The organism is Pseudomonas sp. RA_15y_Pfl1_P11 (assembly GCF_963970975.1).
Lineage (GTDB): Bacteria > Pseudomonadota > Gammaproteobacteria > Pseudomonadales > Pseudomonadaceae > Aquipseudomonas > Aquipseudomonas tritici.
The window spans coordinates 149,656-165,488 of record NZ_CAXAOY010000016.1 but is presented as its reverse complement, the minus strand read 5'-3'; the positions used below and the strand labels follow the sequence as shown (position 1 = coordinate 165,488).

The window sequence follows — 15,833 nt, the reverse complement described above, 5'->3', positions numbered from 1 at the left end:
AGAAAGAAGCCGTGATCGGCAGATGCGCGCCTTGGAACGCAAGGCACGCAAACTTGGATTGCAGCTGGTTAAAGCGGCTTAAATTTTAAGAGCAAAAACAATGAGTTATTTTTTGTTTGATAAGAGCAGGCTTGCCCGCGATAGCGGTGGGTCAGTAACGATTATATCGACTGACACGCTGTCACCGCGGGCAAGCTCCCACAGGGGAGCTCAGGCAATCTGAGCTTTTGAAGCCACTTCGGCAAACGTCGCCGGATCCAGCGCATCCGCCTGCTCATCCAACACCTGACGCGGGTGATCGTTGCCCGGGATCGAACTGTCGATCAGTGCCAGCAGCTGCGCACCGAGTGCAGTCAGGATGAAATTCTCGCCATTACCGCCCTCTTCCTCAGGGCGCGATTCAATAAAGCCACGCTTGAACAGCAGCGCCTCATAATCGGCAGCAGTCCTTTTCAGCGCATCCAGGTTGCCGGTCGAGTCGCCCGCCGTTGCCTTCTCGGCTGCTTCCTGCTCGGCATACTTGCGCGGCGCGAAGCTGCCCTCGCCGTTCTGCACTTCATGCAACAGCCGTTCGATCAGATCCCAGTTGTAAGTCGTCATCCTGATTCCTCCTGCAGGCTTAAGGAAAAGTAGCCCGTCTTGAGGTGTGACCCGTCACGTCAGCCGCCGTTCAGCCAAATAGACGGCGGGCCATTTCTCTGAACTTTCCAGACGTTCGCGCCCTCAACAGCACATAACCGCCAAGGAGGTCTCTCCATGAAAACCCTGAAAAACCTGGCTATCGCCGCCACGCTGCTGACTGCTCTGCCAACCTGGGCTTGCACACCAGACGAGGCCACGGCCAAGCGAGAACAACTGGCCCAGGAAGTGGCCAAACTGACCGAACAGAACCCGACCAAGGCCAAGGAGATAAACGACGAGCTGCAGAAGATGGATCTGGATACCGAAAGCGCCGAGTTTCCTGACAAGTGCCAGTTGATCGACGCCCGGTTCAAGGAGCTCAAGGAAGCAGCCGCCAAAGCCAAAAGCTGAAGGCATAAAAAAACCGGACAAATGTCCGGTTTTTTTCCATCACTCAAGCCTTACTCAGCAGCCGGTGCTTCCGGCTTGCGGCGCTTAAGTGGCGCCATGCCATCCTTGCTCACGAGCGACAGGTTGTCGGTCTTCGGCCGGTTGGCGATCTTGCGCTTGGTCGGCGACTTGGCACCGGTTTTCTTCTTGTCGCCCTTGGCGTCAGTCTTTTTCTTCTTCACGCCAACCGCCTTGCCCGACGCCTTGACCTTCTTCGGCCCGGTGTAGGTGCCTTTGACTTCCTTGATGGTGCGACGCTCGAACGACTGCTTGAGGTAGCGCTCGATGCTCGACATCAGGTTCCAGTCGCCGTGGCAGATCAGCGAAATGGCCAAGCCATCGTTGCCGGCACGCCCGGTACGGCCGATACGGTGCACGTATTCGTCGCCGCTGCGCGGCATGTCGAAGTTGATCACCAAGTCCAGGCCGTCCACGTCCAGGCCGCGCGCGGCAACGTCAGTGGCAACCAGAATCTTCACGCCGCCAGCCTTGAGGCGGTCGATGGCGAGTTTGCGGTCCTTCTGGTCTTTGTCACCGTGCAGCACGAACGCCTTGTATTCCTGGGCCACCAGGCGACCATAGATGCGGTCGGCCGCAGCGCGGGTATTGGTGAACACGATGGCTTTCTGATAAGTCTCGTTGGCCAGCAGCCAGTTGAGAATCTGCTCTTTGTGCACATTGTGGTCGGCAGTGACGATCTGCTGACGCGTGGTCGCGTTCAGGTCGCTGACGTTGTTGACCTGCAGGTGCTCAGGGTTGTTGAGGATCTTGGCGACCATTTCACGCAGGGTCGAACCGCCGGTGGTGGCGGAGAACAGCATGGTCTGCTGGCGGTTGACGCACTCGGCTACCAGGCGCTGCACGTCGTCGGCAAAGCCCATGTCGAGCATGCGGTCGGCTTCGTCCAATACCAGCACTTCAACTTCCTTGAGGTCAAGGTTGCCGGCGTTGAGTTGCTCGATCATGCGGCCAGGGGTGCCGATCAGGATATCCGGCACCTTGCGCAGCATGGCGGCCTGGACCTTGAAGTCTTCGCCGCCGGTGATCAGCCCGGACTTGATGAACGTGAACTGCGAGAAGCGCTCCACTTCCTTCAAGGTCTGCTGGGCCAGCTCGCGGGTCGGCAGCAGGATCAGGGTCTTGATGCTGACGCGGACTTTGGCCGGGCCAATCAAACGATGCAGAATCGGCAGGACGAAAGCGGCGGTCTTGCCACTCCCGGTTTGAGCAGTCACCCGCAGGTCACGCCCTTCGAGCGCGAGCGGGATGGCCGCTGCTTGCACCGGCGTAGGCTCGACAAATTTAAGCTCGGCCACGGCTTTGAGCAGGCGTTCGTGCAGGGCGAATTGGGAAAACACGGGTGCTACCTCGAAGAAATACAAAAAAACAGCTGCATAGGTTACCGGTTTCGGGCGTCCAAACCGAGTTTCTTTACGCGAACGGTACTAATCATCTGCTTTTTTGTCAGGGCATTTGTCCATGACGTCAACTTTGTCGCACTTAAATGCTCTAATCGCTCCGTCTTGTCTTACAGAAGAATCGGTCTCATCCATGGATATCAAACAGCTTTGGATCAACGTCCAAGACCTTTGGGGCACCCTCGATCAACACCCATTGCTCCATGCCAGCCTCGGGCTGCTGGTGTTGCTGGTCGTGGCGCTGCTGCTTGGACGTGTAGCGCGTTATCTCATTCTCCACGCCGTCAAATTGCTCGGCCGGCAACCGGCCCTGCACTGGGTCAACGATCTGCGGCACAACAAAGTCTTTCATCGCCTGGCCCAAATGACGCCATCGCTGATGATCCAGTTCGGCCTGTACCTGGTGCCGGACCTGAGCAAGACCGCTATTCTGTTTATCGGCAACGTGGCCCTGTCGCTCACCATTCTGTTCCTGGTACTGGCCATGAGCGCACTGCTCAACGCCTTACTGGACATCTACGCACGCACCGAACACGCACGCACCCGTTCGATCAAGGGCTATGTGCAGTTAGCGAAGATGGTGTTGTTCGTGTTTGGCGCGATCATTATTGTCGCCACCCTGATCGACCGTTCGCCGCTGTTGCTGCTCTCAGGCCTGGGTGCGATGTCGGCGGTGATCCTGTTGGTTTACAAGGACACCTTGCTGTCGTTCGTCGCCAGCGTACAACTGACCAGCAACGACATGTTGCGGGTCGGTGACTGGATCGAAATGCCCCAGGTCGGCGCCGACGGCGATGTGGTGGACATCACCTTGCACACAGTCAAGGTGCAGAACTTCGACAAGACCATCGTCTCCATTCCCACCTGGCGCCTGATGTCCGAGTCGTTCAAGAACTGGCGCGGGATGCAGGCCTCCGGCGGGCGCCGCATCAAGCGCTGCCTGTATATCGACGCCAGCGGTGTGCGCTTCCTGCGTGACGATGAAGAACTGCGCATGACCCAGGTGCACCTGCTCACCGACTACATCGGGCGCAAGCAGGCTGAACTCAAGGCCTGGAACGAAGCTCAGGGGAACAGCGCGCAATTGTCGGCAAACCTGCGCCGAATGACCAACCTCGGCACCTTCCGCGCTTACGCCCTGGCGTACCTGAAAAGCCACCCGGACATCCAGCCGAACATGACCTGTATGGTGCGCCAGATGCAAACCACCGCCCAGGGCGTGCCGCTAGAAATCTACTGCTTTACCCGCACCACAGCGTGGGCGGATTACGAGCGGATCCAGGGGGATATCTTTGATTACCTGCTGGCGGTATTGCCGGAGTTTGGCTTGAGCTTGTATCAGCAGCCGAGTGGCAATGATCTGCGCGCAGGGATGTTGCCGGCGGTGCTCGGGGCCAGTCATTTGCCGGCCCCGGAAAAAATATCGATTTAACGACGCGGCCTATTGTGGGAGCGAGCTTGCTCGCGAAGGTGATGAGTCAGCAAAACAAAAGAGGTGCTGATTGACATACCGCATTCGCGAGCAGGCCCGCTCCCACAAGGGGTTCAGCGTAACAATGGCGCCTTTCGCACACCCAACCGACTGATCCACACCGCCCCCAGAATCACCAACCCACCCAAGGCCAAGCGGCCCAGCGGTTCGTGCTGGCTCCAGATCAGCAGGTTCAGCAGCAGCCCCACCGGCACATGCAGATTGTTCATCACCGCCAAGGTGCCGCCATGGACCAGGCAGGCGCCTTTGTTCCACCAATACATCCCCAGGGCGGTGCTGACCAGTCCAAGAAACACCAGCACGCCCCATTGCAGCGGTGCTTCCGGCAGAAAGTTCGACTTGCCGAACAGCAGGAACGCCGGCAACACCACCAGCAACGCGCCCACGTAAAAGTAACCAAAGCGTCGGTAGTGCGGCAAATCACTGGGATAACGAGCGACCAAGTGCTTGTACATCACCTGCCCGGCGGCGTAGGTGAAGTTGGCCAGTTGCAACAGCAGGAAGCCCCCAAGGAAGTGCGGGGTGATCTGGTCGAAACGGATCACCGCCGCGCCGGCTACCGCCACCAACGCGGCGATCAACGCCCAGGGGTTGAAACGGCGGTTGAGGGCATCTTCGATAAGGGTCACGTGCAGCGGCGTGAGAATGGTGAACAGCAGCACCTCCGGCACCGTGAGCACGCGAAAGCTCAGGTACAGGCACACGTAGGTCACGCCAAACTGCAGCGCGCCAATCACCAGCATGCCGCGCATGAAGGCTGGCTCCACCGAACGCCAGCGCGTCAGCGGGATAAATATCAGCCCGGCCAGCAACACGCGCACCAGCACGGCAAAGTAGCTGTCGACGTGACCGGCGAGGTATTCGCCGATCAAGCTGAAGGAAAATGCCTGAATCAGAGTGACAACCAGTAGATAGCCCATGCGCGCCTCATTTCGAATGGGCGGGACATTAAAGGTTTTCGACGATTGAAGAAACTCGGGGCAAAAAAAACCCGACCTCGCTAATGCGTCAGTCGGGCAGGAGCACTCAGGAGCAAAAAGTGCAAAGGGAGGTTCGATACGCGTACTTGAAGGGTTGCGTGGAGCTAGATAAACATCGAGGGATTATCTGGCGATTAAAAGATCAGGCGACCTGTGCCAGCAGCGCCTTGGCGTGGTTAATGCCTTTTTCCTGGAAGTCCCCACTCAGGTTCACCCCTTCGGCGTGAATGAAGGTGACGTCGTGAATCCCGATGAATGCCATAACCTGACGCAGGTAGGGTTCCTGGTGATCGGAGGTGGCACCCGTGTGGATGCCGCCGCGCGCGGTGAGCACGATGGCGCGCTTGCCGGCCAGCAAACCCTGAGGGCCGGTGGCGGTGTATTTGAAGGTCACACCCGCACGCAACACGTGATCCAGCCAGGCCTTGAGGGTGCTGGGGATGGCAAAGTTGTACATCGGTGCAGCCATCACCAATACGTCGGCCGCCAGCAGTTCGTTGGTCAATTCGTCGGAGCGCTCCAGGGACGCCTGCTCGTTGCCGTTGCGTTGATCCGCAGGTTTCATCCAGCCGCCGAGCAAGTTGGCGTCCAGGTGCGGGACCGGGTTGAGGGCCACGTCACGCACAGTGATCTGATCCGCCGAGTGGGCGGCCTGCCATTGGCTGATGAACTGCCGGGTGAGTTGGCGGGAAATCGAATCCTGCTGGCGGGCGCTGCTTTCGATGATCAGAACATTGGACATGGCTTTGTAGGCTCCATCTGTAATTGCTGTAATTCGATGGAGTGAAGATTAAACAGAGCCAATTCGATTAAAAAGCGCAAAAAACTGCTATAACCCATCTATAAATCTGCTTATAAACGGAGTATCGCTGTCGGCATGCTCCGCTCTCGGGTTACTTCGGCGCGCAAGCCAAGGCGATGCGCATCTTGATAATGGCGCGGTTGAACTTGGCCGTGGTGTTCGTGCTTTTTCCCGCCGGCACCGTGACCGTACGGCGACGCGGTGATTCCGGGCCGTTGGTGAAGGTTACCGAGCATACGGCGTCAATCGTGCCGTAGTTATTGAGCTGGATCGAACTGATATCGCCGTCCACATCGTAGGTGGTGTAATCGATACTGACGCCGTCGATCTTTTTTTTGACGTCGATGGGGTAGGCAAATGCGCTCATCGGCAGCAGCGCCAGCAACACACAACAGAATTTTCTCATTCGGCAGTCTCCAATAAGGGCTGTCAGCTTAGGACAAGAGGAACCCATCTTGAAAGCGCCCCGCGTTACCCTCGATCAGTGGCGCACGTTGCAAGCCGTGGTCGACCATGGCGGCTTCGCCCAGGCGGCCGAAGCGCTGCACCGTTCGCAGTCTTCGGTGAGCTACACCGTGGCCCGCATGCAAGACCAGCTCGGTGTACCGCTGCTGCGCATTGATGGGCGCAAGGCGGTGCTCACCGACGCCGGTGAAGTGCTGTTGCGCCGCTCCCGGCAACTGGTGAAAAACGCCAGCCAGCTGGAAGACCTCGCGCACCATATGGAGCAGGGCTGGGAAGCCGAGGTCCGTCTGGTGGTGGACGCGGCCTATCCGAACGCGCGCCTTGTACGCGCCCTCTCCGCCTTCATGCCGCAGAGCCGTGGTTGCCGCGTGCGCCTGCGTGAGGAGGTGCTGTCGGGCGTTGAAGAGCTGCTGATTGAAGGCGTGGCCGACCTGGCGATTTGCGGCTTTAGCATCCCCGGCTACCTGGGCACGGAAATGAGCGATGTGGAATTTGTCGCCGTGGCCCACCCCGAGCACACCCTGCACCGCATGAATCGCGAACTGAGTTTCCAGGACCTGGAAAGCCAGATGCAGGTGGTGATCCGCGACTCCGGTCGCCAGCAACCGCGCGATGTGGGCTGGCTCGGCGCCGAACAGCGCTGGACCGTCGGCAGCCTGGCCACCGCCGCCGCCTTTGTGGGCAGCGGCCTGGGCTTTGCCTGGTTGCCTCGGCATATGATCGAACGTGAACTCACCGAAGGCGTGCTCAAGCAGCTACCCTTGGAACAAGGTGGCAGCCGCCACCCCACGTTCTACCTGTATTCCAACAAAGACAAACCCTTGGGGCCGGCGACGCAGATCCTCGTGGAACTGCTGCGCGCCTTTGACACGGCACCCCTGGACGCGCCTTTCGCCGCCCCCCGGCAAGCCTGAAACGGAGTTCATGCATGGCCTGGTTCGACCACGAAGGATGCAGCCTGCACTACGAAGAATACGGCCACGGCACCCCGCTGATCCTGATCCACGGCCTGGGCTCAAGTTGCCAGGATTGGGAGCTGCAGATTCCGGTGCTGGCCAAACATTACCGCCTGCTCGTGGTGGATGTGCGCGGTCACGGGCGCTCGGATAAACCGCACGAACGCTACAGCATCCAGGGCTTCACCTTTGATCTGCTCGCGCTGATCGAACACCTGGACCTGCCGCCCGCCCATGTGGTGGGTTTATCCATGGGCGGCATGATTGCCTTCCAACTGGCGGTGGATGAACCGGCGCGGGTCAAGAGCCTGTGCATCGTCAACAGCGCGCCGGAGGTGAAGGTACGCAGCGCCGATGATTACTGGCAGTGGGCCAAGCGCTGGAGCCTGGCGCGCGTGTTCAGCCTCGCCACTATCGGCAAGGCGCTGGGCGACCGCTTGTTTCCCAACCCGCACCAGGCCGACCTGCGCCGCAAGATGGCCGAACGCTGGGCAAAAAACGACAAACGTGCTTATCTCGCCAGCTTCGATGCGATTGTAGGCTGGGGTGTGCAGGAACGCCTTTCGAGGATTGCCTGTCCAACCCTGGTCATCAGCGCCGACCACGACTACACCCCCGTGGCGCAAAAAGAAAACTATGTAAAACTGCTGCCCGATGCGCGACTGGTGGTGATCAGAGATTCCCGCCATGCCACGCCCTTAGATCAACCTGAAGTCTTTAACGCCACGCTGCTCGATTTTCTAAAGACAGTCGAAACCACTACCCAGGATCATTGACCCATGCTGAAAAAAATCGCCTTTCTTGCCGGTTCTGTTTTGTTCGCTGCCAACCTGATGGCGGCCGAACCCGCCAAGGCGCCTCACGTACTGATCACCACCACCAACGGCGACATTGAAATCGAACTGGACCCGGTCAAGGCCCCGATCAGCACCAAGAATTTCCTGGCCTATGTCGACAAGGGCTTCTACAACAACACGATTTTCCACCGTGTGATCCCGGGCTTCATGGTCCAGGGCGGTGGGTTCACCCAATCGATGTCGCAAAAGCCAACCGAAGCGCCGATCAAGAACGAAGCCAGCAATGGCCTGCATAACGTACGTGGCACCTTGTCCATGGCGCGCACCAGTGATCCGGATTCGGCCACCAGCCAGTTCTTCATCAATGTGGCCGACAACGCTTTCCTCGACCCAGGCCGTGATCGCGGTTATGCCGTATTCGCCAAAGTGGTCAAGGGCATGGACGTGGTCGACGTGATCGTCAATTCGCAGACCACCACCAAGCAAGGCATGCAGAACGTGCCTATCGATCCTGTCTACATCAAGTCGGCCAAGCGCATCGACTGAGGTCTGCAGGAAGCTCCGTGCGCAGCCCACAAGGCTGCGCGCGCATTTGAACAGGAGAGCCCGCCAGGCGGGCGTCAACCCTAATGCTCTATCGTCGTTTTGAACAACTGATCGATATTTTCCGCGACGCGCCAAGCGCCGCCCCGCCCGATAAAGTCCTGCCGTTCTACCTCTACTACCTGCGCCAGGTGTGGCCGTGTTTTGCCGCGCTGTTGGTGGTGGGCTTGATCGGCGCATTGATCGAAGTCGCGCTGTTCAGCTACCTGAGCCGTATCATCGACCTGGCCCAAGGCACGCCGCCCGCCAACTTCTTCCAGGTCCACAGCACCGAGCTGATCTGGATGGCCGTAGTTGCCCTGTTGCTGCGTCCGATCTTCGGCGCCCTGCACGACCTGCTGGTGCACCAGACCATTAGCCCCGGCATGACCAGCCTGATCCGCTGGCAGAACCATAACTACGTACTCAAGCAGAGCCTGAACTTCTTCCAGAATGACTTCGCCGGGCGTATCGCCCAGCGCATCATGCAAACCGGCAACTCGCTGCGTGACTCTGCCGTGGCTGCGGTGGACGCGATCTGGCACGTGGCGATCTACGCCATCAGTTCCCTGGTGCTGTTTGCCGAGGCCGACTGGCGCCTGATGATCCCACTGGTGAGCTGGATCATCTGCTACAGCCTGGCATTGCGCTATTTCGTGCCCCGCGTGAAGGAGCGCTCGGTGATTTCGTCCGAGGCGCGCTCCAAACTGATGGGCCGCATCGTCGATGGCTACACCAACATCACCACCTTGAAGCTGTTTGCCCATACTCAATCCGAGCAGGAATACGCCAAGGAAGCGATCATCGAGCAGACTGAAAAAACCCAGCTGGCCAGCCGCGTGGTGACCAGCATGGACGTGGTGATCACCACCATGAACGGCCTGCTGATTGTCACCACCAGCGGCCTGGCGCTGTGGCTGTGGACGCAGTCGCTGATTTCCGTGGGCGCCATCGCGCTGGCCACCGGCCTGGTCATTCGCATCGTCAACATGTCCGGCTGGATCATGTGGGTGGTCAACGGCATTTTCGAAAACATCGGCATGGTGCAGGACGGCCTGAAAACCATCGCACAGCCACTGGCCGTGATCGACCGCGACAACGCCCCGCGCCTCAGTGTGCCCCGGGGCGAAGTGCGCTTCGAGCAGGTAGATTTCCACTACGGCAAGAAGAGCGGGATCATTGGCGGCCTTAACCTTGAGATCAAGGCCGGTGAAAAGATCGGCCTGATCGGCCCGTCCGGTGCGGGCAAGTCGACGCTGGTCAACCTGTTGCTGCGACTCTACGACCTGCAAGGCGGGCGCATCCTGATCGACGGCCAGAATATCGCCGAGGTCGCCCAGGAAAGCCTGCGCGCACAGATCGGCATGATCACCCAGGACACCTCGTTGCTGCACCGCTCGATCCGCGACAATCTGCTGTACGGCAAGCCCGACGCCACCGACGAAGAACTCTGGGCCGCCGTGCACAAGGCCCGCGCCGACGAGTTCATCCCGCTGCTCTCGGACGCTGAAGGCCGTACAGGGCTGGATGCTCACGTGGGTGAGCGCGGCGTGAAACTCTCCGGTGGGCAACGCCAACGTATCGCCATCGCCCGCGTACTGCTCAAGGACGCGCCGATTTTGATCATGGACGAAGCCACGTCAGCCCTGGACTCGGAAGTGGAAGCGGCGATCCAGGAAAGCCTGGAGACCTTGATGAAAGGCAAGACGGTGATTGCGATTGCGCACCGCTTGTCGACCATTGCACGGATGGACCGCCTGGTGGTGCTGGAGAAGGGCCTGATTGCCGAGAGTGGCAGCCATGCCGAGTTGCTGGCGCATGGGGGGTTGTATGCGCGGTTGTGGCAGCACCAGACGGGTGGCTTCGTCGGTATCGACTGAAACAACACCGCGATCCCCTGTGGGAGCCGCAATCGTGCTGTACGCAGTGCACTGCCCACACGGGCGCGGAAGTAAATCTGCAGGGAGCATCACTGATTTACTGATTCGGTAGAGCGATCTATCAAGGACGTGTTGCACGTGTTCAAGCGTTCAGTCACAGCGGGGTTAGGTACGGTTTGGTTGGTGTTGGCCGCGTGTTGGCGGAAGGTTTCGGGCCAGGGAATTACCGGTGTACATCGTGGCGCAGGTTGTCAGCGGGGTTTGTCAGAAGGGCTGACTTCTATTAAAACGTAAATAGTCGTGATGAAAATATAATAAAAAAAAGCGCGTTTTTTTGCGTAAACAGAATTGTAGCCTAGGGTTTATCATTGTTTACCTTGCATAAACATGAGCGAATTCAGCGCGCGTTCATGTTGCGCAAACAGGCACTCTCAACTTCGGTTCGGGCGAACAAGTTCAGCAGTCCCGAACTGCAAGTGGCACACGACTGCATTGCGCGTTTGAAAGGTGAGAACGAGCGTCTACAGAGGGAGAATGATCGGCTACTCGAACAATTTGTACGGTGGGCCTACAACGCTTACAGCCGGGATTGGATGAGCAGTTTCCATCCCACCCTCTACCCACCATCAATCGACAGCAGATTCCAAAGCTGTAACAGCCTGCAATCGAAAACGACCATATTCACATGCTCATAATGCAAATTATTTCAACGATGTTTAAACTCAGTAGTTACAGGTTGCTCACGACAATGTGCAACATAATATTTCGCTACCGCTGCCGCAATCGTATAAACCACGATCAACTCAAGTAGCTTTCTACCTGTTCTTCCGCGAAAAGCTGCTCGTTAACTGAGGGTGCGCAAACCCCCTCATTTCCTGATAAGCAAACTAACGATACGAGCTTTCGTCAGGTAAACTCTTACTTGCTGAGACTTTGCGTTCGGCACCCTGCGGGGCCCGTTCCGCGTGGACTGCAAAGGGCTGTGAGGGTGGTATGGCACTGCCATGCAAATCAACATCAGACAGATCTCATAGTATTTCGGTAATTTCCTACATACAAAATTGAATTCATAAAGACTCATGAGTATTTCATAACGCTTGATTATTTATTGATTGTTTTTAATCTTGTGAGCTGACTAGAATCCTCCTCGGTAATTTCCTACCACGCAATACACCAAATAGTAATTTTGCTCTGAGCTGCCTGGTTTTCGTGATGGCGTTCTTCCGTCTCGTAGAGTTATGTCTGGAGGATGTATGGCTTCAAACAGCTTTCAAAATGAAGTGCCCAAGGCACGGGTCAATATCAAGCTCGATTTGCACACCGGCGGGGCACAGAAAAAAATTGAATTACCACTGAAGCTGATGGTGATGGGCGATTACAGCAACGGTAAAGAACAGCGCTCGTTATCAGAAAGAAGCAAGGTAGGCATTAATAAAAACAACTTCGACAGTGTCTTAGCTGAGTTTTCTCCAAGCTTGAAATTGGCGGTGGAAAATACCCTGGTCGATGATGACGCCGACACCGCTGTCGCGTTGAATTTCCAGAGCATGAAAGATTTCGAGCCAGAGCAGGTAGCGCGGCAAATTCCGCAACTGCGAGCCCTGCTGGCGATGCGCAATCTGCTACGCGACCTCAAATCCAACCTGTTGGACAACGCGACCTTCCGCCACGAGCTGGAACGCATCCTCAGAGATGACGCGCTGAGTGACGAGCTACGAGTCGAACTGGCCGCTCTGGCACCACAAGAAGATCGTTAATTGCCCTCGGTTCGTTAATAAGGAAGTTTTTACCATGTCCGCAGAACAATCATCCGCACCCTCGCAGTTGACTAAAACCCACGACGCAGACAGCGGCCAAGGTATCTATGGCGCTTTGTTCGCCAAGATCAACCTCAGCCCGGTTGCGCAGTTGAGTGGCATCGAAGCGTTTCAAAACTCCGAGGCCCTGTCCGAAGCGTCTGCGGATGAACGGGTCACTGCGGCCGTCAGTGTCTTCCTGGACCTGCTCAAACAGTCGTCACATAAAGTCGAGCGCCTAGACAAAGCCCTGCTGGATGAACACATTGCGTCGTTGGACGCACAGATCAGCCGTCAACTCGACGCGGTCATGCATCATCCCGACTTTCAGCGTGTCGAGTCGACTTGGCGCGGCGTGAAATCGTTGATTGACCAGACCGATTTCCGCCAGAACGTGCGTATCGAACTGTTGGATATCAGCAAGGATCATCTGGTCCAAGACTTCGAAGATGCGCCTGAAATTGCCCAAAGCGGTCTGTATCTGCACACCTACACCCAGGAATACGACACCCCGGGTGGCGAGCCGATTGCAGCGGCGATTTCCAACTACGAGTTCAATCGCGGCCCGCAGGATATTGCTCTTTTGCGTAATATCTCCAAAGTGGCAGCAGCGGCGCACATGCCGTTCATTGGTTCCGTAGGTCCTGCGTTCTTTGGCAAGCAGTCGATGGAAGAAGTGGCGGCGATCAAAGATATCGGCAACTACTTTGACCGGGCCGAATACATTAAGTGGAAGGCGTTCCGCGACAGCGACGACTCCCGTTACATCGGTTTGCTCATGCCCCGCGTGCTGGGTCGTCTGCCGTATGGCCCGGACACTGTCCCGGTGCGCAGCTTTAACTATAGCGAAAGCGTCAAGGGCCCGGATCACGAGAAATACCTGTGGACCAACGCTTCGTTCGCTTTCGCCGCCAACATGGTCAAGAGCTTTATCACCAACGGTTGGTGCGTACAGATTCGCGGACCGCAATCGGGTGGCGCAGTCACCGATCTGCCGATTCACCTGTACGACCTGGGCACTGGCAACCAGGTGAAGATTCCTTCCGAGGTAATGATTCCGGAAACCCGCGAATTCGAATTCGCCAACCTCGGGTTCATCCCACTGTCGTACTACAAGAACCGCGACTACGCGTGTTTCTTCTCGGCCAACTCGGCGCAAAAGCCGGCGCTGTATGACACTGCTGACGCCACGGCCAACAGCCGAATCAATGCGCGTCTGCCGTACATCTTCCTGCTGTCGCGCATCGCCCATTACCTGAAGCTGATCCAGCGCGAAAACATCGGGACGACCAAGGACCGCCGTTTGCTGGAACTGGAGCTGAACAAGTGGATCGGTGGCCTGGTCACCGAAATGACCGACCCTGGCGACGACTTGCAAGCCTCCCACCCGCTGCGCGATGCCAAGGTGACGGTAGAAGACATCGAGGACAACCCTGGCTTCTTCCGCGTCAAGCTGTACGCGGTGCCGCACTTTCAGGTCGAAGGCATGGACGTGAACTTGTCGCTGGTTTCGCAGATGCCCAAGGCAAAAGCCTAAGCCACTTCGTAGGGAAATGATGTCATGAAGATCGACCGCCCCCTGTGGGCTGCGGGGGCCTTACTGTCCCCGCAACAATTCCAGCAGCAGGCACGCTGGGAGGCCTGGGCTAACGAGAGTGTGGCCCATCTGTCTCTGGTACACCCCTGGGGTGTTCAGGGGGTGGCGTTCGACCTGCAAGCCTTACGCCTGGGTAAGCTCAAGGCCACTCATGTGCGGGTGCGTATGCCTGATGGCACGTTGGTCGATACCGACCATGTGGATCGGTTGCCAGCCGCCCTGGAGTTGGCTCGCCTGCTGCCCGATGACGCCCAAGAGGCTACGTTGCTCTTGGCGTTGCCACTGGAACAAGCCAATGGCAATAACTGTGTGTTCGACGGAGCGAGGGCCGAGCGGCCAACGCGTTATCGCCAGGATTGGCGGCAAGTGCAGGATATCTACGCCGACGAGGTGCAGTCGATTGGCGTGCTGGAGCACGCCCTGACCCTGCGCTTGGCTGACGACGAAAATGCCGATTACCTGACCTGTCCGATCGTACGTCTGGTGCGTGACGGACAGGGCGAGTGGAACCTTGATCCTGATTATGTGCCGCCGTTACTCAGCTTCGCGGCCCATCCAGGGCTGCTGACCCAGCTCGATAACCTGCTGACCCAATTGTCCGCCAAGCGGCAACGGCTGATGGGCATGCGCCGCGAGAGCAATCAGCGCATGGCGGATTTTGCCGTGGCCGATGTGTCGTTGTTCTGGTTGCTCAATGCATTGAACACCTACCAACCGGTACTGGCCGACCTCAAGGTACATCCGGCACGGCACCCCGAACAGGTGTACCTGGAGCTGATCAAGCTGGCCGGCAGCCTGCTGACTTTTTCGCTGGAGCAGGACCTGGACTGTATTCCTGCTTACCGACACGAACAGCTGGAAAGTGTATTCCCGCCCCTGATGCGCACCATCTCCACCTTGCTGGAAGCCAGTCTGCCGTCGCGGGTTATTGCCCTGGAGTTGGAGGAAGTGGGGGCTAATCGCTGGCAAGTCACACTCAACGATGCACGCCTGCGTGAGAGGGACGGTGCTGACTTCTACCTGTCGGTGCGCTGCCGAATGCCGGCGGCACAGTTGCAGAGCCAGTTCCCGCGCCTGTGCAAGGTGGGGACGCCGGACGATGTCGATTACCTGGTCAACGCAGCCCTCGACGGTGTGCCGTTGCAGCCGCTCAGCCATGTGCCAGCAGCCATTCCATTGCGCCTGGAAAACCAGTACTTCGCCCTTGATCTGGGCCATGCCAAAGGGCAAGCGATGCTGGCTGAAGGGACCTGCGCGTTCTATGTGCCGAGCACGCTGGTTGACATCAAACTCGAACTGTTTGCGGTACTGCGCGCATGAATCTGACTCCCTCGAAAAAACATGCCGTCACCGCGCAGGAGCTTGATGCGCTGTTGCAAGACAGCTACCTACTGGTCGTCGAACTGCGCCAGGGCGCCTCGATACAAGATGGTCCGGAACTGTGGAAACGCTGCGAGAAGCAGGTCGAGCAGGTCCAGCAGGGGCTCAAGGATGCGAACATAAACACACGCAGCATTGAGCTGATCAGTCACGCCCTGTGTGCCTTGCTGGACGAGACCGCGCTCAGCTGTGCCAAGGGTGATGCCCATGCCCAATGGGCCAGTGAGCCCTTGCAGGCCAAGTTCTTCAATCGCCACCAGGCCGGTGAGTTTTTGTATGAAGACATGCGCGAATCACTTCGCCAGCCCTCGCCTGACGTACTGGTACTGACAGCCTTTCAGCGGGTCCTGATGCTCGGCTTTCAGGGCCGGTACCGTAACGTGGGCGATCCCGAGCGTGAGCAACTGCTGGACGCGTTGAATGCACGGGTCGCCCCCCTGGCGCTCAACCAGGCGGTCATGACCCAGGGCATCGGCCATCGAATGAATCCTCTGCGTGGGTTGCGATCTCCACTGGTTCATATCCTGGCGGCGGGCCTGTTACTGATCGGTGCTTGGTGGGGGTTGGATCACTGGCTGGGCAGTCTGATCGCCACGCTTGTACCTGGCCAGGCGTGA

The 15,833-nt window shown here is 58.0% G+C and carries 15 protein-coding genes; 10 read left to right on the top strand and 5 right to left on the bottom strand.

Annotated elements, in window-relative coordinates; translation table 11 throughout:
- Window positions 1-210 precede the first annotated feature (210 nt).
- On the bottom strand, window positions 211-600 hold the full coding sequence (locus AACY44_RS20130; RefSeq protein WP_339416723.1) for a transcriptional regulator: 390 nt from the start codon (window positions 598-600) through the stop codon (window positions 211-213).
- 156 nt (window positions 601-756) lie between these two features.
- On the opposite strand from AACY44_RS20130, the gene AACY44_RS20125 reads away from it, so the two are divergent.
- A complete protein-coding gene (locus AACY44_RS20125; RefSeq protein ID WP_339416725.1) occupies window positions 757-1,032 on the top strand; it encodes a hypothetical protein in 276 nt (91 codons plus the stop codon).
- 50 nt (window positions 1,033-1,082) lie between these two features.
- Here AACY44_RS20125 and AACY44_RS20120 read toward each other — a convergent pair whose 3' ends face one another.
- The gene (locus AACY44_RS20120) at window positions 1,083-2,429 is read right to left on the bottom strand and encodes a DEAD/DEAH box helicase (RefSeq protein WP_065873815.1); all 1,347 of its coding nucleotides are present in this window, start codon (window positions 2,427-2,429) and stop codon (window positions 1,083-1,085) included.
- Between the two features lie 193 nt (window positions 2,430-2,622).
- On the opposite strand from AACY44_RS20120, the gene AACY44_RS20115 reads away from it, so the two are divergent.
- On the top strand, window positions 2,623-3,921 hold the full coding sequence (locus tag AACY44_RS20115; protein ID WP_339416728.1) for a mechanosensitive ion channel family protein: 1,299 nt from the start codon (window positions 2,623-2,625) through the stop codon (window positions 3,919-3,921).
- Between the two features lie 113 nt (window positions 3,922-4,034).
- On the opposite strand, the gene AACY44_RS20110 is transcribed toward AACY44_RS20115, so the two are convergent.
- The 3 genes from AACY44_RS20110 to AACY44_RS20100 all read right to left on the bottom strand — a co-directional run bounded on the left by AACY44_RS20110 (window position 4,035) and on the right by AACY44_RS20100 (window position 6,169).
- The gene (locus tag AACY44_RS20110; protein WP_339427391.1) at window positions 4,035-4,901 is read right to left on the bottom strand and encodes a carboxylate/amino acid/amine transporter; all 867 of its coding nucleotides are present in this window, start codon (window positions 4,899-4,901) and stop codon (window positions 4,035-4,037) included.
- A 202-nt stretch (window positions 4,902-5,103) separates the two neighbouring features.
- A complete protein-coding gene (locus tag AACY44_RS20105) occupies window positions 5,104-5,703 on the bottom strand; it encodes an FMN-dependent NADH-azoreductase (protein WP_339427390.1) in 600 nt (199 codons plus the stop codon).
- Between the two features lie 151 nt (window positions 5,704-5,854).
- Entirely contained in the window at window positions 5,855-6,169 is a 315-nt protein-coding gene (locus AACY44_RS20100) for a 3-phosphoglycerate kinase (protein ID WP_339416734.1), read from the bottom strand.
- Window positions 6,170-6,218: 49 nt separating this feature from the next.
- On the opposite strand from AACY44_RS20100, the gene AACY44_RS20095 reads away from it, so the two are divergent.
- The 8 genes from AACY44_RS20095 to tssL all read left to right on the top strand — a co-directional run bounded on the left by AACY44_RS20095 (window position 6,219) and on the right by tssL (window position 15,833).
- Window positions 6,219-7,142, top strand: coding sequence for a LysR family transcriptional regulator (locus AACY44_RS20095; protein ID WP_339416736.1), 924 nt, complete (start codon window positions 6,219-6,221; stop codon window positions 7,140-7,142).
- Window positions 7,143-7,156: 14 nt separating this feature from the next.
- Window positions 7,157-7,960, top strand: coding sequence for an alpha/beta fold hydrolase (locus tag AACY44_RS20090; protein WP_339427389.1), 804 nt, complete (start codon window positions 7,157-7,159; stop codon window positions 7,958-7,960).
- Window positions 7,961-7,963: 3 nt separating this feature from the next.
- Window positions 7,964-8,527, top strand: a complete 564-nt coding sequence (locus tag AACY44_RS20085; RefSeq protein ID WP_065873821.1) for a peptidylprolyl isomerase — start codon at window positions 7,964-7,966, stop codon at window positions 8,525-8,527.
- Between the two features lie 83 nt (window positions 8,528-8,610).
- Window positions 8,611-10,443: an ABC transporter ATP-binding protein gene (locus tag AACY44_RS20080; RefSeq protein WP_339416742.1), complete on the top strand. Its 1,833-nt coding sequence runs from the start codon at window positions 8,611-8,613 to the stop codon at window positions 10,441-10,443.
- A 1,253-nt stretch (window positions 10,444-11,696) separates the two neighbouring features.
- Window positions 11,697-12,200, top strand: coding sequence for a type VI secretion system contractile sheath small subunit (gene tssB, locus AACY44_RS20075; RefSeq protein WP_339416743.1), 504 nt, complete (start codon window positions 11,697-11,699; stop codon window positions 12,198-12,200).
- Between the two features lie 34 nt (window positions 12,201-12,234).
- Window positions 12,235-13,776, top strand: coding sequence for a type VI secretion system contractile sheath large subunit (gene tssC, locus AACY44_RS20070; RefSeq protein ID WP_339427388.1), 1,542 nt, complete (start codon window positions 12,235-12,237; stop codon window positions 13,774-13,776).
- A 24-nt stretch (window positions 13,777-13,800) separates the two neighbouring features.
- Complete coding sequence (tssK, locus tag AACY44_RS20065; RefSeq protein ID WP_339416745.1) at window positions 13,801-15,156, top strand: type VI secretion system baseplate subunit TssK; 1,356 nt, start codon at window positions 13,801-13,803, stop codon at window positions 15,154-15,156.
- Window positions 15,153-15,833 (top strand): type VI secretion system protein TssL, short form, encoded by a 681-nt coding sequence (gene tssL, locus AACY44_RS20060; protein ID WP_339427386.1) that lies wholly within the window; start codon window positions 15,153-15,155, stop codon window positions 15,831-15,833. The genes tssK and tssL overlap by 4 nt, the downstream gene beginning before the upstream one ends.